This is a genomic window from Xanthobacter variabilis (assembly GCF_043831965.2).
In the GTDB taxonomy this organism is placed as follows: Bacteria; Pseudomonadota; Alphaproteobacteria; order Rhizobiales; family Xanthobacteraceae; genus Xanthobacter.
Genome location: NZ_CM195533.1, coordinates 4060436 through 4080926 on the forward strand (window position 1 = coordinate 4060436; position 20491 = coordinate 4080926).

A 20491-nucleotide genomic window follows, 5' to 3' on the forward strand; every position below is an offset into this window, starting at 1 on the left:
GCCTCTCTCCCGATCCTCAACCCGTCACGGAAATCCGGACCAACCTCTCACTCTCGGCGGTCCAGGTGGAGCGCCGACCGAATCTACAAGAGCGGTTCACGCGGATGGATGAAATTTGGTTGCATTGACGCGAGAGGTGGGCACGCCGCCATTCCCTCTGGAGTGCGCCATAGGCTGAAGTTCGCTGCGGCTGCAACGGACGGCTGGTTCGGGGCCGGGAACGGACTGGCAGGTTTCAGATGATCAAAATAGGAAAGCTGCCGTTCCCGACCAGTGGGCGCCTCCCGCCGCTTCCGATCAGATATTGCCATGCCGCAGCCGACGCTCGAATGTCCGCACTCGCCGAACTGGTCATTCGCATGCGATCCAATAGCTCGACTGTTACGCGTCCTAACAGCGGTCTTTCGACGCCACCTGATTACCCCCGAAAGCTGCCTTGGTGAGCGCCACGTGATATCACTGCGGGATTTGAAGATACCCGCCGTCGACGAACCACCGATTGGCGGCCAAGGTCTGAAACATGACGTGTTGCCAGCAATTGAGCCGAGTTGCGTAGCGCGCCTGCTCTTCCGCGAGATAGGCCTGTACGCCGGCCGCTCCCTTCGTCGCTGCGATCGTAGCGAGATGGTCGCGCAGCGGAATTAGATCGTCATTCGCGTTCGAGGTGTAGCTGACGCCGAGTTTGACGACGTCGAAGTGTCGCTTGGCTCGGAGCTGCGCAACCTGCGGCCATTGCGCCGGTGCGTTGACATAAAAAACAAGGACCGGCGGCCCGGCCACATCGAGCTGCGCAAAGATCCACTGCTGCTGGGTGTAGTCGTCATAGTAAGGGTGAATCGTTTGTTCTTCCGCGCACGTCGGGAAGCGCGCACGTTTGGCGTTGTTACAAAAGTCGCAAGCCGGAACGAGGTTGAAGGGGCACACCGACAGATTGGGATAGCGCGCCTTCGGAAGGTGGTGGTCGAGGACCGTGACCGTGCCGATGCCACAGAGCGGGCATTTGCCGTTGGGCGAGGCGTTGCGGAGCGCGCTGTAGATCAACCGCGCCGCGCCGTTCGCGGCGCTCATCTGCTGCGAATAGAGCGCTTCGAGTTCGGACCGTGTGACTGCGCCTACGTTCACCGTGCGCACGACCTGATGCAGGTTCTGGACGCGAGCGAGTTGATCGTAATTGACGGCCGCAGCTACAAGTTGCGGGGTGATCGCCTGCAGTCGATGCTGCAACGCCGGATCGGCAACTCCGCCTACACAGGTTGCGAGCACGTCGGCCGCCGCCTGGGGCGGCATCGGTAGCGTGCGCATCCTATTCGCCGCCGCCTTGGGGCGGGAGCTGATCGGGCAGCACGAGACTGAGCGCCCGCGCCAGCGCTCGGCCTTCAGCACCGAGCTGACCGCCAAACAGCTCCAATATCTGATCATAGGTGCGGCCCACGGCCCGATCGGCAATCAGCTTGTGAAATCCGGTCTGCGTTACCTCGAGCCCGAACACCTCACGAGTCAGCGTGCCGGCGTTCTCGCCAAAGGTCTCATGTTCTGGGCGATCGGCGCGGGCGTCGTGGCCGACGCGGCTCAGCTTCCACGCACAAGACCGCGGAACTTCCTGCAGAACGACCGGTGAATGTGTGGCAATGATCGCGACGCCATTACGATTGATCAGCAGGTCCGACAGCGCGCGCACGAACGCTGATAGCAAAGGCGGGTGGAGATGGCTCTCGGGTTCGTCAATCAAGATGAGCGATTTCTCTTCGACCAGCTCAACCAAGCGGGTCATTGAGAGCAGCACCACGGCATGGCCCGAACTCATTCGGAGGAACAAGGTGCGCGCGCGCTGTTCAAGATCCGGTCCCTGATAATCGGCAAGCGCCGAGACATTCGCTTCCGCGAAGAGGGGGTCGGCCTCCAGCGTCCGGAGGGCCTTCTCCCATCGGCGCCGCCGCACGCCTTCGCGGCAGGCAAGCATGCTCATGGCAAATTCGTGGGCGAGTTCGTACCCGTCCTTGACACGCGGGCCGCGCGGCATCGCGATTGGCGCGCCAGTCTGCAGGCCCTCGTGCGTGACAAGCCCGATATAAGCGTAGCGCTTCTCGCCACTGCTGGCGCCGCCGAGCGGGCCGGTTGAGTCAAAGGCGCTGAACGACACTGTGACGAGACCGGCAAAGCCAGGGTCTTGGTCGATATCTTCGATTCCCCATGGATTTGTAGCGCGGTTGCGTAGCTGGCCGACAGGCTGCTGCGGGTCGTCCGCCGGCATGCCGAGGAAGGCGCGGGCAAGGAAGTCGAAGCAGCGAGTCTTGCCGACCCCATTGCGGCCGATCAGCACATGGACGTTCGTCGCCGGCAGCGAGTTCGGCGTCACCGCGAAGTTGAGGACGGGCGGCGGCGTCAACGCCTGCGGATCGGGCGGAAACAGATAGTCGAAGCTGTAGGGAGAGAGGGCGACTTCACCGTGTGCGAGGCGGTTGAAGCGCTCCCGAACTCGCGACATCTCGATATCGCGGAGAAGCGAGCTTTGGAGAACGGGCTCTCTGGCGTTGGCGTCGAGGATGTCCGGCGTGAACGCACAGTCGCGTATTGCGGTCAGAAAGCCGGTGCGAATCTCGTCGCCGAGTGAGATCAGAGTCTCGTAATAATTCTCGCCCTGACCGACCGAAAAATAGGTCGCGTCCAACGCGTCGAAGACAGGCGGCAATTCGGTGCTGCCTTCGTCTTCCGTCATACCTTGGCGTGCGATTTTCGCGCTTCCGAGCTCGACGATTGATCCGTCGGGCTGGATCGCGCGGATCGCGTAGAGGGTGAACCATTTGAACCAGTCGTTCCAATTGTCTTTGATCAACTGGAAGGTCGGCATGCCTTGATAGGCAGGTTGCTGGTTTCCGACAAAGAATCGCACGTTAACCGCTCACTCCCTTGCTGACGTAGCACTTCTACCAGCGCGCGCCAAAGGCCGCCATGCCAGGCCCATCAAAGCGCCTGCTTTCGAACATTCCAAATATTGGTCGTTCATATCAGCTTGGGTAAATGTCAGGTCTTGCTAAAAAAGCTGCCGATTAGGCTGCGTGAAGCGGCGCAAATCCGTTGCACCGCATGCCCGACCGCGACCGAGGGGGTGCTGAGTGCCAGCGTGCCGAAATGTCTAATGTCGGTCATGTGAGATTGCGCTTCGCTCGGCGAACGAACGGCCGCTTTCAAGTTCGCGCAAAAGCATGCCCAACGGCCCTTATGGGGCGCAAAGCGGCCATTTGCGACGGCGTGCCGGGAGGGCCGCTTTGGGTCATCTTTTGCCTCCGCGGTGAGGACAGCCCACCAAGGCTTCCCGATCATTGGGGGCTTCCCACAACGCGTCCGTAGCGAAGAGTGTTCATATCGCCCACCAAGGAGGGAGAGGTGGTCGCGAATTGAGGGGACAGCTGCTCGACGTGACGAGAGGCGAGAGCGGACCTGGTGCTTGTGAATGACGATTTGTGAGCGGGGAGGCATCCGGCGTTTGCCGACTTCCGTGCTCTTCAGAGGCCACCGCGAAGCGGGCTCGCCCAGGCGAGCGTCTCATCGACCGTCAAATTTTGGAGAAGGCGAGATTCAGATCCAGGCGGGAGCCGCGCCCCGGTCTTGCCAAGGCGGTCAATGAGCGTCCAGCGTCAGGATGGAAAACGCGACTTCCGCGCAAATACCAAAACAATTTCTGGTTGCAATGGCGCACCCGACACGATTCGAACGTGTGGCCTCCGCCTTCGGAGGGCGGCGCTCTATCCAGCTGAGCTACGGGTGCCTGCTGCTTACGCAGTGCTTACTCGGATTTCCTGCGAAAGTTAAGCTCCACGAGCCAACCCTCACAAGCCATTGAATTCAAAAACTCTTTTCCTCGCACTTTTCGCATCGGCCGGCTTGACACGTGCCTTCGGAGGGCGGCGCTCTATCCAGCTGAGCTACGGGTGCAGCAACGCAGGGCGCTGACAGCGGCTTTCATAATCCATGCTTGAGCGTCCGGCAACTCCATGCCGGATGTTTCGCACAGATGCCTCGCACCTCGGCCCTGGTGGGCCGGCCGGGGACGCGAGGGCCCCCGGCCGATCTTCAGCCCCGGGCCGCGTCTTCCCGGATCATCTGGGCCCCCTTCTCGGCGATCATGATCGTTGGGGAGTTGGTGTTGCCGGAGGTGATCGTCGGCATCACGGAGGCATCCACCACACGCAGCCCAGCCAGCCCCATCACCCTGAGCCGGGCGTCCACCACGGCTTCCGGATCGGAGGGAAGGCCCATCCGAGCGGTGCCCACGGGGTGGAAGATGGTGGTGCCCACATCACCCGCCGCGCGCCGCAGCATTGCTTCATCGTTGCTCGCCGCCGCCGCTCCGGGCACCAGCTCGGCGGGCGCGAACGGTGCCAGCGCGGGGCGGGCCACGATGCGCCGCGCCACGCGGATGGATTGGGCAGCCACCCTCAGGTCCTCTTCCGTGGAGAGGTAATTGGGCCTGATAGCGGGCGCGTCGGCCGCTTCGGAACTCTTGAGGCGGATGCTGCCGCGCGAGGTGGGGCGCAGGTTGCACACGCTCATGGTGAAAGCCGGAAAGCGGTGCAGCGGCTCGCCGAACTTGTCCAGCGAGAGGGGCTGCACATGAAACTCCAGGTCCGCCGTCTCTTTCTGCGGAAACGATCGAGTGAACAGGCCGAGCTGAGAGGGCGCCATGGTCAGCGGCCCGCGCCGGCGGAAGGCGAAGTCGAGCGCCATGCCCAGCTTGCCGAACAGCGAATGGTAGCGCTCGTTCAGCGTGCCGATGCCCGCCACCCTGAACACCGTGCGCAGCTGCAGGTGATCCTGCAGATTTGAGCCCACCCCCGGGGCATGGTGCGCCACCGGGATGCCGAGTTCCGACAAATGGTGCCCCGGCCCGATACCGGACAGCATCAGCAATTGCGGGGAGCCGACCGCCCCTGCGGCGAGCACCACCTCGCGCCGGGCGCGCACGGTGCGCCGCTCGCCATCCTTGCCACGCATCACCACGCCGGTGGCGCGCCCCTCCTCCACGCACACGCGCTCCACATGGCCGGCGGTGACGAGATCGAGATTGGGCCGGGAGAGCACGGGCTTCAGGAAGCCGCGCGCCGAGCTCCAGCGCAGGCCGCGCTTCTGGTTCACATGGAAATAGCAGGAGCCGGCATTGTCGCCGGTGTTGAAATCATCAATGGGCGGAATGCCGTCCTCGGCGGCGGCGCGGCGCACGGCATCCAGCAGCGGCCACGTGACCCGCGGAAACTCAACATGCCACTCCCCTCCCCGCGCATGGTCGCGGTTGGGGCCCATGAAATGGTCCTCGTGGCGCCGGAAAAGGGGCAGCACATCGTCCCAGCCCCAGCCTTCCAGGCCCAGCTCGCGCCAATGGTCGTAATCCGCCGCCTGGCCGCGCATGTAGATCATGGCGTTGATGGCCGAAGAGCCGCCGATCACCTTGCCACGCGGATAGGAGAGCGCCCGCGCGTTGAGCCCCGGCTCCGGCTCGGTCTTGAAGCACCAGTCGGAACGCGGATTGCCGATGGCGAACAGATAGCCCACCGGAATGTGGAACCACACCCAGTCGTCGTTCCCACCCGCCTCGATCAGGCAGACCCGCACCGCAGGGTCCGAGGACAGGCGATTGGCCAGCACGCAGCCGGCCGAACCCGCCCCCACGATCACATAGTCATACGGCTGCGACACGTCGGCCGTGTGCGCCATGGGCTCCTCCCGCATTTCATTTTTATTGCGGGGGAGATTGGGGGGAACGTGGCGGGAAGGCAAGCCGCCGCAACGGCAGGATAGGGGCAGGATGCGGGCCCGCCGCCGGCCCCATCGCCCGGCGGCGGGGCTTTTTCAGTGCAGGGCCGCGCAGGCGATGCGCGCGCCCGCGCCGCCGATGGGCTGGGTGGTGTAGTCATCGGGATTGGCGTGGATCACCACCGCCGATCCGGAGGGGCCCAGCAGCGCCGGGCGGCCAGCCCCCGGCTGGAGCGCGACCAGCGTGGAATAGAGCTCCACCCGGGCGGTGCCATCCGCGCCCACATAGATGTTGGGCAGGTCGCCATCATCATTGGCCTGCGGGTTGAGGAAACCATGGACGACGGGCGTCGCCGCATGCACATGGGCGCCAGCCGCCGCAAAGCTCGGGGCATCGCAATCGCCCTTTTCGTGGAAATGCATGCCATGCCAGCCGGGCGGCAGGCCGGTGGCCTCCACCCGCAGCAGCACGCCCTTTGGGGCGGCAGTCACGGTTACGAGACCATGGGCGGCGCCGTCGGCACCGGTCAACGGCGCGGTGCGCACCTCCGCCCCCGCGGCGCCGAAGCTCGCCATGCCCAATCCGATGCCCGCGCAAAGCGCCATGCACATCCTCAACATGAGTTTCTCCCGTTTCCGACGGAGCCCGTCGCGCGGCGCCTTGAGCGCCACCGGGGGTACAAGGGCCCATCGCGCGCTTTGTTCCCGCAGCTCGGCTATTTCTGGTGCACGGCGTCGCGGCCCCTCCCCCATTGCGCTGGGGGATGGGGACAAAAGCCGGCCGTGCCCCCTTGCCATCGGCGCTCCGCCCTTGTCCCATGGGCGCGACCCGCCGGGGCGTGATCGGCCTCGGCGGACTCAAGGGGGATATGAGGCCATGAGTTCCAACACCTCCTTTTTCGGCGATCTTCTGGGCTCCATCGCGGAGCGGGGCCGCGCGCTGCTGGAGCGCAACGGCCGGGTCAGCGGCGCCACCAAGGCCGCGACCCTGGTGGAGCGCTGCGAGGAATTGCTGTCGGGGAAGGGCGAGGCATCGGGGGTGGCGCTCGCCACCGAGATCCTGCATCGCTATGGGCGCATGAAGACGGGCGAGCGCATCGCCTTCTTCGAGGCCCTGGCCGAAACCTTCGGCGTGGACCGCGCCCGGCTCGATGCCGCCATCGAAGCCTATGGCCGCACCGGTTCGGACGCCGCCACCTCCGAGCTGCACGCGGCCAGCGAGCCGCGCCGGCTGGAGCTGTTCCGCAGGTTCAACATGGCGCCGGGGGCCACCTTGTCCCTGGTCCGCATGCGCGAGCACCTGATGGATGCGCTGGTGCACCGGCGCGACCTTGGGGCCGTGGACCGTGATTTCGGCTATCTGTTCTCCACCTGGTTCAATCGAGGATTTCTGGTGCTGCGCCGCATCGACTGGTCCACGCCCGCCAACGTGCTGGAAAAGATCATCCGCTATGAGGCGGTGCACGAAATCCGCGACTGGAACGACCTGCGCGCCCGCGTCGACAGCCCGGACCGGCACTGCTACGCCTTCTTCCATCCGGCCCTGGTGGACGAACCCCTGATCTTCGTCGAAGTGGCGCTGGAGAAGGACATTCCCGGCGCCATCGCGCCCATTCTCGACCAGAAGCGCGAGCATCTCGATCCCGCCAAGGCCACGACCGCGGTTTTCTATTCCATCTCCAACTGCCAGCGGGGACTGTCGGGCGTGTCGTTCGGCAACTTCCTCATCAAGCAGGTGGTGGAAGAGATTTCCCGCGAGCTGCCCAACCTGACCACCTTCGTCACCCTCTCGCCCGTGCCCGCCTTCCACCGCTGGCTGGAGGGCGAGCGCACCAGCGGATCCTCCGCGGTGCTCTCGGCCACGGACATTCAGACGCTGAAGCTGCTCGACGACGCCGAATGGCCCCAGAAGGAGGAGGCGCGCGAGGCGCTCACCCCCGTGCTCAAGGCCGCGGCGGCCTATTACTTCCTGGTGGCGCGCACGCCCAAGGGGCGGCCGGTGGATCCGGTGGCGCGCTTCCACCTGGGCAATGGCGCGCGGCTGGAGCGCATCAACGCCATGGGCGACCTGTCGCCCAAGGGCGTCACCCAGGCCGCCGGGCTGATGGTGAACTATCGCTACGTGCTCACCGACATCGAGAAGAACCACGAGGCCTTCTTCGGCAAGGGCGACGTGGTGGCCAGCAGCGCCGTGAAGAAGCTGCTGCGCGCGGAGCACACCGCCCGCGCCCTGGTGCCCACCAGCTGAACGAAAACAACAGGAAACGCCCATGGACCACAACAGCCCCAACCATCTGTTCGGCGCCGTCCGCTCCGCCATGCCGGCGGCAGACAAGCCCCTGGCCCTGCATGCGGATGGCCGCGCCGAGACCTATGGCGACGCGCTCGCTCTGTCCGGCCGGCTGGCCAACCTGCTGGTGGCGCGGGGGGTGAAGCCGGGCGACCGGGTGGCGGTGCAGGTGGAAAAGTCCTGGCCCGCCCTCGTGCTCTATCTCGCCGCGGTGCGGGCGGGCGCGGTCTATCTGCCGCTCAACACCGCCTACACGCTGGCGGAGGTGGAGTATTTCCTTTCCGATGCGCAGCCCGCTTTGTTCGTCTGCCGGCCCGAGATCGTGGACGACGCGCGCACCCTCGCGGCAAAGGTGGGCGTGCCGGTGGTGGAAACACTGGGGGCCGACGGCACCGGCTCCCTGACCCAGGCGGCGGACGGCCAGACGGAAGCCTTCCAGGACGTGCCCCGCGGGCCGGACGACCTTGCCGCCATCCTCTACACCTCGGGCACCACAGGCCGCTCAAAGGGAGCGATGCTGAGCCACGACAACCTGCTCTCCAACGCCTTGACCCTGCGGAGCGCATGGCGCTTCACCGACCGCGACGTGCTGATCCACGCCCTGCCCATTTTCCACACCCACGGCCTGTTCGTGGCCTCCAACACCATTTTGATGGCCGGCGCGTCCATGATCTTCCTGCCGAAGTTCGACGCCGCCGAAGTGCTGGGCCTGATGCCCAAGGCCACCTGCCTCATGGGGGTGCCCACCTTCTATACGCGCCTCCTCGATCTGCCCGGCCTCACCCGCGCGGCGTGCGCGAGCATGCGTCTGTTCGTCTCCGGCTCCGCGCCGCTGCTGGCGGAGACCCATCGCGCCTTCCGCGAGCGCACCGGCCACGCCATCCTCGAGCGCTATGGCATGACCGAAACCAACATGAACACCTCCAACCCCTATGACGGCGCGCGCATCGCCGGCACGGTGGGGCTGCCCTTGCCCGGCGTCAGCGTGCGCGTGAGCGACCCCGAGAGCGGCCGCGAGCTCGCCCGCGACGAGATCGGCATGATCGAGGTGAAGGGCCCCAACGTGTTCAAGGGCTATTGGCGCATGCCGGAAAAGACGGCCAGCGAGTTCCGCGACGGTTTCTTCATTACCGGCGACCTCGGCAAGATCGACCCGGCCGGCTATGTGACCATCGTCGGTCGCGGCAAGGACCTGGTCATCACCGGCGGCTTCAACGTCTATCCCAAGGAGGTCGAGACGGAGATCGACGCCATTCCCGGCGTGCTGGAAAGCGCCGTCATCGGCGTGCCCCATCCCGATTTCGGAGAGGGCGTCACCGCCGTCATCGTCCTGAAGAAGGGCGCCAGCCTGACCGATGGAGACGTGCACGCGGCGCTCGCGGACCGGCTCGCCAAGTTCAAGCAGCCGAAGAAGGTGTTCTTCGTGGATGAGCTGCCGCGCAACACCATGGGCAAAGTGCAGAAGAACGTGCTGCGCGAGGCCTATCGCGACATCTATCGCGGCGCCGCCTGAGAGCGGCGGCACAGGGCGGCGGAGGGCTTGGCGGCCGGCTGGCCGGCTAGAGGCCTACCGCTCGACGGGGATCACATCCACGCCCACGGCGAGCATGTGGTCCCCCGATGAGACGATGACGCCATCCACCGGCGCCACATCCGCGTAATCGCGGCCGACGGCGAGGATGATGTGGTCGTCGCCGGCGGGAATGGCATTGGTGGGGTCGAGGCCGATCCAGCCCACCTCCGGGCCGCACCAGATCTCCGCCCACGCATGGGTCGCGTCCGCCCCCTCCAGCCGCGGCTGGCCCTCAGGCGGGACGGTGCGCAGATAGCCGGACACGTAGCGCGCCGGCAGGCCGAGCCCGCGCAGCCCGGCAATCATCACCTGGGCGAAATCCTGGCACACGCCGCGCCGCGCCACGAACGCCTCATGCGGGGGCGTCGTGACCATGGTCGAGCCCGGCTCGTAGACGAACTCGTCCTTGATGCGGTGCATGAGCTCCAGCCCCGCCTCCAGGATCGGCCGGTCGCCGGGGCAGCTCAGCGCCGTCCATTCGGTGATGGCGGCGTCGACCGGAATGGCCCGGCTTGGGAACAGGCCATGCACGGGCGAGCCGGGTCCGAGATCGAAACCGCCCGCGGCGGTCGTCCGCACATCATCCACGCTCGCCGTGGACTTTGGATCCGGCAGCGGGCCCGCACGCACGTCCACCCGGCTACGCGTGGAAATTTCCAGATAGTCATGGGGCTGATCAAGGGTCAGCCAGGTGAGGCCATTGCCGAAGAAATCCGTGCCCCGTTCCAGCTCCGCCGCCTCGGGCGAAAGGTCGAGCACATGGGCGATGACATGCTGGTGGCCGGGCCGGTCCACCGGCGTCATGCGCAGCACCTGCCGGGCCACGCGCACCGGCACGGCATAGGAATAAGAGGTGGTCTGGCGGATGTCGTAGAGCATGCCGCCTCACATGGCCAAGGTCATGGTCATTTCCTGGGAGTGACCCTGCAGGAAATAATGGGCGGCAACCTCGTCGGAAAGCCGCATGAGGGTCTTTTCCATCTCGTCGAACCAGGCCCCATCGAAGCTCTCGGCGGTGGCTGCGGCCAGCTCCGCCCGCATGCGCGCCACCAGGCGTTCCCACAGCGGCGGCGGGGCGTCGTGGTCGCGGCCGGGCAGCACCCGCAGATGGTCTGCCATCCGCTCCACCTGGAACGCCACCGAGCGCGGATTGTCCGGGTCCAGCAGCACCAGATCCAGCACCGGACCGCGCGCCTCCACCATCACATAGCGGCTGCGATAGGTGATGAGGCTGTCGGCCACCTGAAGCAGCGCGTCCAGGGACCCCGGCACGCCCTGCTCTCCGAAGGTGCGCGCGAAGCGCAGCGTGCTGATGGCCCGCTCGGTGCGGCGCCCCAGCTCCAGGAAACGCCAGCCGGTGAGGCGGTTCATGTTCTCGCTGGCAAGGCCCGAAAAGGCGGCGATGATGCGCAGCGCCGCATCCGCCCGCTCATGGGCATCAGCTTCCGAGGGCGCCGAATTGATCGGCGCGAGCACGCACGATTCGAGGTCCACCAGCGCCTTCCAGGCATCCGGCGAGAACCGGTCGCGGATGACGGAGGCCGCGGCCCGCGCCGCCAGCACCAGCTGCGGCAGCGCCCCTGGCACATCCCGCCGGGTGAGGACCGCCACCGCATAGCGCGCCGGCGTCGCCTTCGCCAGATCACGCGGCATGGCGCCCCACGCGCCCAGCAGCCCCAGCAGGCGCGACACCAGCGGGCTGGTGCCCGTTTCCCCGGTTTCCGCCAGCCGGCTCACCAGCACACGGGAAAGGCGCAGCGTCGCCTCCGCCCGCTCCACATAGCGGCCAAGCCAGAACAGATTGTCCGCCGCTCGGCTCGGCAGGGTGCCGGACGAGCGGCGCACCTTCACATTTTCCGGGTTCGGCAGCAGCGTGGTGTCCGGCACCGCCTGCTCCGCCAGCACCCACACATCGGCCGAGCGGTCGCCCTTCTGCAGGGAAATGGCGCGGGCGTCCGGTGTGGAGGAGATGCGGCAGAAGCCACCCGGCATCACCTGCCAGCCGCTGTCCGTGGCCGCCAGGAAAACGCGCAGCATGAAGGGGCGCGGCGTCAGCCTGTCGCCGGTCCAGACCGGAGTGGTGGACAGGCGCGCAATGTCCTGGCCCACCAGTTCCACACCACGCCGCGCCAGCAAAGTGGACAGGCGCCGGCGTTCCGCCGCCGAGAGGTCGGCGCCGAGCACGGAGCCGCCCGAGGGTAGCACCGGCACCGGCCGGCCGAAGGCCGATCCGATCACCAGTTCGTCCAGATGCTCCATCACCTGCGCGCGCTCGGCATCCTGTCCGCACCACCAGGTGCCCACATGGGGCAGCTTCAGCGGCGCGCCCAGAATGCGCATGGCGATGCGCGGCAGGAAGGCCAGCAGAGCCGGGGCTTCCACAAGCCCGCTCCCCAGCGCATTGGCAAAAGCGACCCCACCTTCGCGCAGCGCCTGCACCAGCCCCGGGACGCCCAGGCGCGAGCCAGCGTTCAGCTCCAGCGGATCAGCGAAATCGGCATCGAGCCGGCGCAGCAGCACATCAATGCGCTTCAGCCCCGCCACCGTGCGCACGTGCAGCCGATCACCGCGCACGGTGAGATCCTCGCCTTCCACCAGCAGGAAGCCGAGATAGCGCGCGAGCAGCGCATGCTCGAAATAGGTCTCGTTCATGGGACCGGGCGTGAGCAGGCCGATGCGCCCCTCCCCCGTGCCGTCCAACTTCATCAGCGACGTGCGCAGCGCCTGGAAGAAGCCCGCCACACGCTGCATGTGCAGCGCGCGCGACACGTCCGGCAAAGCCCGCGTCATGGCCAGACGGTTTTCCAGTGCGTATCCTGTGCCGGAAGGCGCCTGGGCGCGATCGGCCAGCACCCACCAGCGCCCATCTGGGCCACGGCCCACATCAGCCGCATAAAGGCGCAGATAGCGCCCGCCCACGGGCTTCACCCCCACCAGCGGGCGCAGGAATTCGTTGCTGCCGGCCGCCGCCGCCGCCGGCAAATCGCCGTCGCTCACCAGCCGCCCGGGGCCGTAGAGATCCTGAAGCACCGCCTCCAGCAGCTCGGCACGCTGAATGAGGCCGGCCGAGAGGGCCGCCCAGTCCGAGCGCTCGATCAGCAGCGGCACATGGCTCAGCGACCAAGGCCGCTCGCCCCCGCCCACATCGTCATAGACCCGGTAGAAGACCCCGGAATCACGCAGATAGCGGTCAGCTGAACCGAAACGGCGCCGCAGTTCGTCCGGCCCCATTTCCGCTAGAGCGGCCAGAAAGGGAATCCAATGGGCCCGCGGGCGGCCGTCCGCGTCCAGCATCTCGTCGCGGACGCCGGGCAGTGTGCGGTAGCCGCCGAGCAGGCTCTCCGCCGCAGCTCTCTCGAATGCTTCGCTGCGCTGTTCCGCCCCCGACACGAAAAACCCTTTCCCCGCGGTGGTACATTCACCGGGTTTTCCATTATGACAGACTCGCAGCGCGATGCATCATCTGCGCCACAGCCGCCCAAAGCTGTGGATAGACCCCGGTGAGCGGGGCCGATCCGGCACCTCGTTCATCACCGGGGCGACTTAAGAACAAACGCCTCGAGCCGCCCTCCGGTGCGCCACGGCGCAGCCAACCGGCAAGCCCCGGGCCTCACCGTCACCAGTCGGCTTGCCCGGCCCCTCAGGTGATGCCCTGTTCGCCGTGCGAGAGATAGCCATCCCGTTGAGGGAACGCCTAGCCTCGCGACCCGACTCCCACTTCGCCTGAAACCGCAGCGGTGCCGCCCCTCCCCACGCCGCATGCCGTCCCTCTCCCGCATCGTGCGCGGAGTTCGGAATTCAAACCTCGGCCCTTATCGCACCCCTCAGCAGAACATCTTCCGCCGGAACAGCCGCGGACACGGACCATCTCCGCTCACCATGGACCGGGGGAACGCCCTAGCGCGTTGAATTCCAGAGATTTTTCACGGTGGTCGCCAGCCACTTCACGGGGATACCCGCCAAAGCAATGTCACCGAGCGTCGCCACGGATGCAACGGCGCCGAGGATGCGAGACGAAAGCGGCCGGGCTGAGGGCCCGGCCGAATTGAGGCCGCCAGCGCGTACCAACCCTCCCGGGAGCAACAGCCGCGCCGCAGAGCAGCACAGCCATCGCCAGGAGACGGGACGGCGCGACAACCACGCGCTCACAGGCCGATGGGTCGGCGCAGGTCGAGCGTGGTGGGGAATTCGTCCGGCGCCGTCTCGGCGGGGACGTGGGTGACGCCGGGCGTGTGCCCATAATCCTGGAAGCGCGCCAAGCGCCGCGCCTCGGCCTCGTAGGAATTCACGGGGAACGTGTCGTAGTTCCGACCGCCGGGATGGGACACGTAGTAGACGCAGCCGCCGCGCGAACGCTGGCTCCACGTATCCACCACATCGAACGTCAGCGGCGAGTGCACCGGGATCGTCGGATGCAGGCCCGACCAAGGCTGCCACGCCTTATAGCGCACGCCCGCCACGAAAGTGCCGTTGCGGCCGGTGGGCGCCAGCGGCACCCGGCGCCCGTTGCAGGTGAGGATGTGGCGCGAGGGATTGAAGCCCTCCACCTTCACCTGCAGGCGCTCCACGGAGCTGTCCACATAGCGGGCGGTGCCGCCGATGACGCCTTCCTCACCCAGCACGTTCCAGCATTCCAGTGCCTGGCGCACTTCCACGTCGACACCCGCCCGCTGCACCTTGCCGAAGGCCGGGAAGCGGAACTCGTACTGCGCCTTGAACCACTCGGGATCGAAAACGTAGCCGTGGTCGCCGAGATCCTCCAGCACGTCCATGAAGTCCTGCCACACATAATGCGGCAGCATGAAGCGGTCGTTGAGGATGGTGCCCCAGCGGGCGCAGTTGCCCTGGATGGGGGCGCGCCACAGGCGGGCGACGAGGGCCCGCAGCAGCAGCTGCTGCGCCAGGCTCATGCGCCAGTCCGGCGGCATCTCAAAGCAGCGGAACTCCACCAGACCCAGCCGGCCCGTGGGGCCGTCCGGCGAATAGAACTTGTCGATGGAAATCTCGGTGCGGTGGGTGTTGCCCGTGACATCCACCAGGATGTTACGCAGCAGTCGATCCACCAGCCACGGCGGCGGGGGCAGCTCGCCGCCCGGCAGCGGGATCTTCGACAGCGCGATCTCGAACTCATACAGGCTGTCATGCCGCGCCTCATCGATGCGCGGGTGCTGCGAGGTCGGACCGATGAAGAGGCCCGAGAACATGTAGGACAGCGAGGGATGCCGCTGCCAGAACAGCAGCAGGCTCTTCAGCAGGTCCGGCCGGCGCAGGAACGGGCTGTCCGCCGGGGTGGTGCCGCCCACCACGACGTGGTTGCCGCCCCCGGTTCCCGTGTGGCGGCCGTCCACCATGAACTTCTCGGTGCCAAGCCGCGCCAGCCGCGCCTCTTCATAGAGGATGCGGGTGACATCGACACAGCCTTCCCAGGTCGAAGACGGGTGAATATTCACCTCGAGCACGCCGGGGTCAGGCGACAGGCGGATAAGGTTCAGCCGGTAGTCGAAGGGCGGGGGATAGCCCTCCAGATGGACCGGCATGTTGAGCTCGATCGCGGCCTGTTCGACAGCGGCGATGAGGTCCACATAGTCCTCAAGGGTGTCGACCGGCGGCAGGAAGATGCACAGGCGGCCGCCGCGGGGCTCGACGCACAGGGCGGTGCGGGTGTCGGTGGTGCCGACCTGCTGGTCATGCTTCAGCAGATATTCCTGCACCAGCGCCTGCGCACGCTCGCCGACACCGTAGGCCTCCGTACGGGGCGCCACCGAATAGCGCTCGCGGCCATCGGCCCCGGTTCCGCGATAACGCGCGGATAGCTCCTCCGCATCCGGCAGAGGTCCGCGCGGCTCGAAGGGGTCCATGGGCGCCGTGTGCGGGTAGCGCGTCGGCGCCAGATAAAAGAGCGAATCCAGGGGCAGACGGTAGCCCATGGGACTTTCGCCGGGGATCAGGAACAGGAACTCCCGCCGGAAGGTCCAGGCCTCGGACGCCCAGGCCGCACCTTGCGGCGTCCACACGCGGCGCAGGGGAAGCACCGAGCCGGTGGGATTGGCAAGGCCCTGGTTGAAGGTGCGCGCCAGCATGCGGCGCTCCACCTCGTCCGCCAGCCGCTCGTCGCCGGGCGCAAGATTCTCGGGAAGGCACTGCTCCTTCCACATGTAATAGATGTTGTCCTCGAACGCAGACTGCACGAACTGCGAACCGACCTTCAGCTTTTCCGCCAGGAGCTTCGCGAAACGGTCCGCATCGGCCGGGCCCACGCCATAGTCGCGGGTCTCATCGGCGATGAGGTCCTCCCGCCGCCACATGGGCTGGCCATCCTTGCGCCAGAACAAGTCGAAGGACCAACGCGGCAGCGTCTCGCCGGGGTACCACTTGCCCTGGCCGTAATGGAGCACGCCTTCCGCCGAGAAGCGGCGGCGCAGGCGGCGGATCAGGTCATCAGCGCGCACGCGCTTCTGCGGGCCCAGCGCCTCGGTGTTCCATTCGGCCGCCTGATAGTCGTCGATGGAAACGAAGGTGGGCTCGCCGCCCATCGTCAGGCGCACATCCCCGGCGGCGAGGTCAGCGTCCACCTTCTGGCCCAGCGCGTCCAGCGAGGCCCAGGTTTCATCCGAGAAGGGATAGGTCACGCGGGGCGCCTCGGCCACGCGGGTCACGCTCATGTCGAAGCCGAACTCGGCCTCCGCCTTCTCCATCAGATAGCCGCTGATCGGCGCCGCGGAGCGATAATGAGGCGTCGCCGCGAGGGGAATATGCCCCTCGCCGCACAGCAGGCCCGAGGTGGGGTCTAGGCCGATCCAGCCCGCGCCTGGCACATAGACCTCACACCAGGCATGAAGGTCCGTGAAGTCCACGTCGGTGCCTGACGGGCCGTCCAGCGACTTCACGTCCGGCTTGAGCTGGATCAGGTAGCCCGACACAAAGCGCGCGGCGAGGCCCAGGTGGCGCAGCAGCTGGACCAGTAGCCAGCCCGTGTCACGGCAGGAGCCGAGCTTGCGGCTCAAGGTCTGGTCCGGCGTCTGCACGCCGGGTTCCATGCGGATCACATAGCCGATCTCCTGCTGGAGACGCTGATTGATCTCCACGAGGAAGTCGACGATGCGGCGCTTGTCGCGCGGGACCGACGCCAGGAAGGAATCGAACAGGCCGCCCTCGTGCTCCAGCTCCAGATAGGGAGCGAGCTCAGCCTTCAGCTCAGGCGCATAAGTAAAGGGGAAATGCTCGGCATATTCCTCGACGAAGAAGTCGAAGGGATTGATCACATCAAGCTTGGCGAGGAGGTCGACCTCGACCTTGAATTCTTCCACCTTTTCAGGAAAAACGATACGCGCCAGCCAGTTGCCGAACGGATCCTGCTGCCAGTTGATGAAATGCTCGGCCGGCGAGATCTTCAGGGCGTAGGCCGGAATCTCAGTCCGGCTATGGGGCGCGGGACGCAGCCGGATCGTCTGCGGGCCGAGCGCGACAGGCCGCTCGTAGCGATAGCTCGTGACGTGATGCAAGCTCGCGAGGATGGACATTCAGAAACACCTGGTCCGGCGGGTCAATTCGACCCTGGTGTGGATGGGACAAGGTTAGACAAGGCTGCGCCGAGGCGGAAGCGCGACTTTACGGCGGTACCCGCCCTCATTTGAGGCAGATGCCGCCGTAATACGCATAATCGCGGCCCCGATCTCAGGCAGATGCGGGTTCGCTGGGCGGCGCCGGCTCTTCCGGCGGCCGCTGGGGCGCGGTCTTCTTTTTCTTCCCGCGCTCCTCGAAGCGCTGCAGCACCGTGAAGAAGGACGGAACGAACAGCACCGCGAGGCAGGTCGACGCCAGCATGCCCGAGACCACGGCGATGCCAATGGACTTGCGCGAATTGGCGCCCGCGCCGGTCGCGAACACCAGCGGCAGAACGCCGAGGATGAAGGCGAACGACGTCATCAGAATGGGGCGGAACCGCAGGCGCGCGGCTTCCACCGCAGCATCCATGATCTCCATGCCCTCGGCCCGTTTCTCGCGGGCGTACTCGACGATCAGAATGGCGTTCTTCGACGCCAGGGCGATCAGGAGCACGAGCCCGATCTGGGTGTAGAGATTGTTCGGAACCCCAAGCCCCAGCAGCGCACCCACGGTGCCGAGCAGAGCCAGAGGCACCGCCAGGATGACCGACATGGGCTGGATCCAGCTTTCATACTGGCCCGCCAGCACGAAGTAGACCAGCAGCACCGCCAGACCGAACACATAGTAGATCTGATTGCCAACCACCTTCTCCTGGTACGACATGGCCGTCCATTCGAAGCCCGTCCCCGGCGGCAGGGTCGACGCCGCGATCTGCTCCATGAGGTCCATCGCCTGGCCCGACGAGAAGCCCGCGGCATTGGAGCCCACGATCGTGGCCGACGGATAGAGGTTGTAGAGCGAGATCAGGGGCGGGCCCTGCACCGTCTTCACCTCGGCCAGGGAGCCGACAGGCACCATCTTGCCCTCGGGCGTGCGCACCTTGAGGCCGAGCAGGTCGGCGGGTGTCACCCGGAAGCGCGATTCGGCCTGCACATAGACCTGGAACACATTACCGAAGCGCGTGATCTGGTTGACGTAGGTGGAGCCGAGGTAAGACGAGATGGTCTCGAACACCTGCCCCACCGTCACCCCCAGCGTCTCCGCCATGGTGCGGTTCACGGTCACCTCAAGCTGAGGAGCGCCGGTGCGGAACGACGTTGCCACATGGGACAGCGCCGACTGCGCCTTCGCCTTCTCCACCATGGAATCGGTGATCTGCTCCAGCAGCCGGTAGTCGAAATTACCGTTGCGCAGCTGTGGCTGCATGGTGAAACCAGCGGCGTTGCCGATGCCCTGAATGGCCGGCGGCACGAGGATCAGCACCGAAGCTTCCTGGACGTCCGCCACGGCCTTGTTGAGATTCTCGTACAGCGAGAGCAGATCCTCGCCCTTCACCTTGCTGGAATAGCGCTCATCCCAGGGGGTCAGGGTCACGTAGATGACGCCGGCGTTGGCGAGGGTGGACGAGTTGTCCATCACCGAGATGCCGGAAATGGCCAGCGCCGTCTGAACGCCGGGCACCTTTCGCACGCGCTCCGACACTTCACCCATCACCTGCTTGGTGCGGTTCATGTTGGAGCCGTCGGGCAGTTGCACCGCCACCAGGAAGTAGCCCTGATCCTCGATGGGCAGGAACGAGGTTGGCACCTTCGTGATGCCGTAGCCGGCGATACCGATGAGGCCGAGCGCGATGATCACCATCAGCTTGGAATGGTGAACCATGCGCGACATGAGATTGGCGTACCAATGCTCGGCCTTGCCGTAGATCGCATTGAAGCCGCGGAAGATGAAGTTGCGCTTTTCAGGCGGCACCGGCTTGCGCAGCCACAGGGCGCACTGGGTAGGCTTCAGCGTCGCGGCGTTGATGGCCGAAATGAAGGCTGTGGCGGCGATGACGAGCGCGAATTGCTTGAACATCTGCCCCGATAGGCCCGGTATGAAGGATGCCGGCAAGAACACCGACATCAGCACCAGGGTGATACCCACCACGGGGCCGAACAGCTCATCCATGGCCTTTTCGGCCGCCGGCTGCCCCTCCATGCCCTCTTCAATATGCCGCGACACGCCTTCGACGATGACGATGGCGTCATCCACCACGATGCCGATCGCCAGGATGATGGCGAACAGCGTCGAGATGTTGATGGTGAATCCCATCGCGTCCATGGCGGCGAAGGCGCCAATGATGGTCACCGGCACCGTGGTCGCCGGCACCAGCGTGGCGCGCCAATCCTGAAGGAACAGCAGGATCACCACCAGGACCAGCAGCGCCGCCTCGTAAAGGGTCTTGTAGACCTCCGAGATGGACGCAGTGACGAACCAAGTGGTGTTGAACGGGATGGAATATTCGAGCCCTTCGGGGAAATCCTTCTTCAGCTCCTCCATCTTCGCGGCGACGAGGTTGGACACGTCGAGCGCATTGGCGGCGGGAAGCTGGAAGATGCCGATGCCGGCGGCCGGCTTGCCATCCTGCGTGAAGTCGCGGGAATAGCTCTGGGCGCCGAGCTCCACCCGCGCCACGTCGCGGATGCGGACGATGCGGCCACCGTCCTTGTTGTCCACCTTCACGATGAGGTTCTCGTAGTCGCCCACATCGTTGAGGCGACCCTTGATGTTCACCGTATACTGGAACGCGGCATTGGACGGCGCCGGCGGGATGCCCAGCTGGCCGGGCGTCACGAGCTGGCTCTGCTTCTGGATGGCGCTCGACACGTCGCCCGGCACGAGGCCGAAGGCCTGCATCTTGTCCGGATCCATCCACACCCGCAGCGCATAGGTGCCGGTGCCGAAGATGGCGACGTTGCCGACGCCGTTGAGACGGGCCAGCTCGTTCTGGATGTTGATGATGCCGTAATTGTTCAGATAGAGGCCGTCATAGCGGCCATCCGGCGAGGTGAGGGTCACGAACTCCAGGATGGAGGTGCCCTTCTGCAGGATGGTCACACCCTGGGCCTGCACCGGCTGAGGCAGCGAGGCCAGCGCGATGTTGACCCGGTTCTGCACCAGCACCTGCGCCATGTTCGGATCGGTGCCGATGGCGAAGGTGACGACCAGCGTGTAGGTGCCGTCCGAGGCCGACCACGACTGCATGTAGAGCATGCCCTCGACGCCGTTCACCTGCTGCTCGATGGGCAGGGCGACAGTGTCGATGATGGTCTTGGCAGAGGCGCCGGGATAGCTGGTGGAGACCGACACCGTGGGCGGCACGATGTTCGGATACTGGGCCACCGGCAAGCGGATGAGCGACACGAGGCCGATCAGCACGAAAACCAGGGCCAGCACGTTCGAAAGAACCGGCCTCTCGATGAAAAAGCGCGAGATCATGGGCGCCGCTTCCT

Annotated in this window: 10 protein-coding genes and 1 tRNA gene; 2 read left to right on the plus strand and 9 right to left on the minus strand. The window is 66.0% G+C overall.

The window, feature by feature from the left end:
- Window positions 1–456 precede the first annotated feature (456 nt).
- The 5 genes from V5F26_RS17700 to sodC all read right to left on the minus strand — a co-directional run bounded on the left by V5F26_RS17700 (window position 457) and on the right by sodC (window position 6324).
- Window positions 457–1302 (minus strand): HNH endonuclease, encoded by an 846-nt coding sequence (locus tag V5F26_RS17700; RefSeq protein ID WP_394947212.1) that lies wholly within the window; start codon window positions 1300–1302, stop codon window positions 457–459.
- 1 nt (window position 1303) lies between these two features.
- Window positions 1304–2890 carry an AAA family ATPase gene (locus V5F26_RS17705; protein WP_394947211.1) on the minus strand — a complete coding sequence of 529 codons (1587 nt, stop codon included), beginning with the start codon at window positions 2888–2890 and terminating at the stop codon, window positions 1304–1306.
- A 799-nt stretch (window positions 2891–3689) separates the two neighbouring features.
- A tRNA-Arg gene (locus V5F26_RS17710) sits at window positions 3690–3766 on the minus strand.
- Window positions 3767–4071: 305 nt separating this feature from the next.
- Window positions 4072–5709: a GMC family oxidoreductase gene (locus V5F26_RS17715; RefSeq protein ID WP_394947210.1), complete on the minus strand. Its 1638-nt coding sequence runs from the start codon at window positions 5707–5709 to the stop codon at window positions 4072–4074.
- Window positions 5710–5844: 135 nt separating this feature from the next.
- On the minus strand, window positions 5845–6324 hold the full coding sequence (sodC, locus tag V5F26_RS17720; protein ID WP_234051880.1) for a superoxide dismutase[Cu-Zn]: 480 nt from the start codon (window positions 6322–6324) through the stop codon (window positions 5845–5847).
- A gap of 301 nt (window positions 6325–6625) precedes the next feature.
- Between sodC and V5F26_RS17725 the strand changes: the two genes are divergently transcribed.
- Window positions 6626–7996, plus strand: a complete 1371-nt coding sequence (locus V5F26_RS17725) for a malonyl-CoA decarboxylase (RefSeq protein ID WP_394947209.1) — start codon at window positions 6626–6628, stop codon at window positions 7994–7996.
- A 22-nt stretch (window positions 7997–8018) separates the two neighbouring features.
- Window positions 8019–9551, plus strand: coding sequence for a malonate--CoA ligase (locus V5F26_RS17730; protein ID WP_394947208.1), 1533 nt, complete (start codon window positions 8019–8021; stop codon window positions 9549–9551).
- A 54-nt stretch (window positions 9552–9605) separates the two neighbouring features.
- Here the strand turns inward: V5F26_RS17730 and V5F26_RS17735 are convergent, their stop codons facing one another.
- The 4 genes from V5F26_RS17735 to V5F26_RS17750 form a co-directional block, all read right to left on the minus strand.
- Window positions 9606–10490: a transglutaminase family protein gene (locus tag V5F26_RS17735; protein ID WP_394947207.1), complete on the minus strand. Its 885-nt coding sequence runs from the start codon at window positions 10488–10490 to the stop codon at window positions 9606–9608.
- Window positions 10491–10496: 6 nt separating this feature from the next.
- On the minus strand, window positions 10497–13001 hold the full coding sequence (locus V5F26_RS17740) for a circularly permuted type 2 ATP-grasp protein (protein WP_394947206.1): 2505 nt from the start codon (window positions 12999–13001) through the stop codon (window positions 10497–10499).
- 755 nt (window positions 13002–13756) lie between these two features.
- Window positions 13757–17131 carry a transglutaminase family protein gene (locus V5F26_RS17745; RefSeq protein WP_394947205.1) on the minus strand — a complete coding sequence of 1125 codons (3375 nt, stop codon included), beginning with the start codon at window positions 17129–17131 and terminating at the stop codon, window positions 13757–13759.
- Between the two features lie 154 nt (window positions 17132–17285).
- Window positions 17286–20477: an efflux RND transporter permease subunit gene (locus tag V5F26_RS17750; RefSeq protein WP_394055527.1), complete on the minus strand. Its 3192-nt coding sequence runs from the start codon at window positions 20475–20477 to the stop codon at window positions 17286–17288.
- Window positions 20478–20491: the final 14 nt, after the last annotated feature.

Coding starts and splice junctions, on each gene's coding strand:
- V5F26_RS17700 (WP_394947212.1), bottom strand. CDS start 1,302: ATGCGCACGCTACCGATGCCGCCCCAGGCGGCGGCCGACGTGCTCGCA.
- V5F26_RS17715 (WP_394947210.1), bottom strand. CDS start 5,709: ATGGCGCACACGGCCGACGTGTCGCAGCCGTATGACTATGTGATCGTG.
- sodC (WP_234051880.1), bottom strand. CDS start 6,324: ATGGCGAGCTTCGGCGCCGCGGGGGCGGAGGTGCGCACCGCGCCGTTG.
- V5F26_RS17725 (WP_394947209.1), top strand. CDS start 6,626: ATGAGTTCCAACACCTCCTTTTTCGGCGATCTTCTGGGCTCCATCGCG.
- V5F26_RS17730 (WP_394947208.1), top strand. CDS start 8,019: ATGGACCACAACAGCCCCAACCATCTGTTCGGCGCCGTCCGCTCCGCC.
- V5F26_RS17735 (WP_394947207.1), bottom strand. CDS start 10,490: ATGCTCTACGACATCCGCCAGACCACCTCTTATTCCTATGCCGTGCCG.
- V5F26_RS17745 (WP_394947205.1), bottom strand. CDS start 17,131: ATGTCCATCCTCGCGAGCTTGCATCACGTCACGAGCTATCGCTACGAG.
- V5F26_RS17750 (WP_394055527.1), bottom strand. CDS start 20,477: ATGATCTCGCGCTTTTTCATCGAGAGGCCGGTTCTTTCGAACGTGCTG.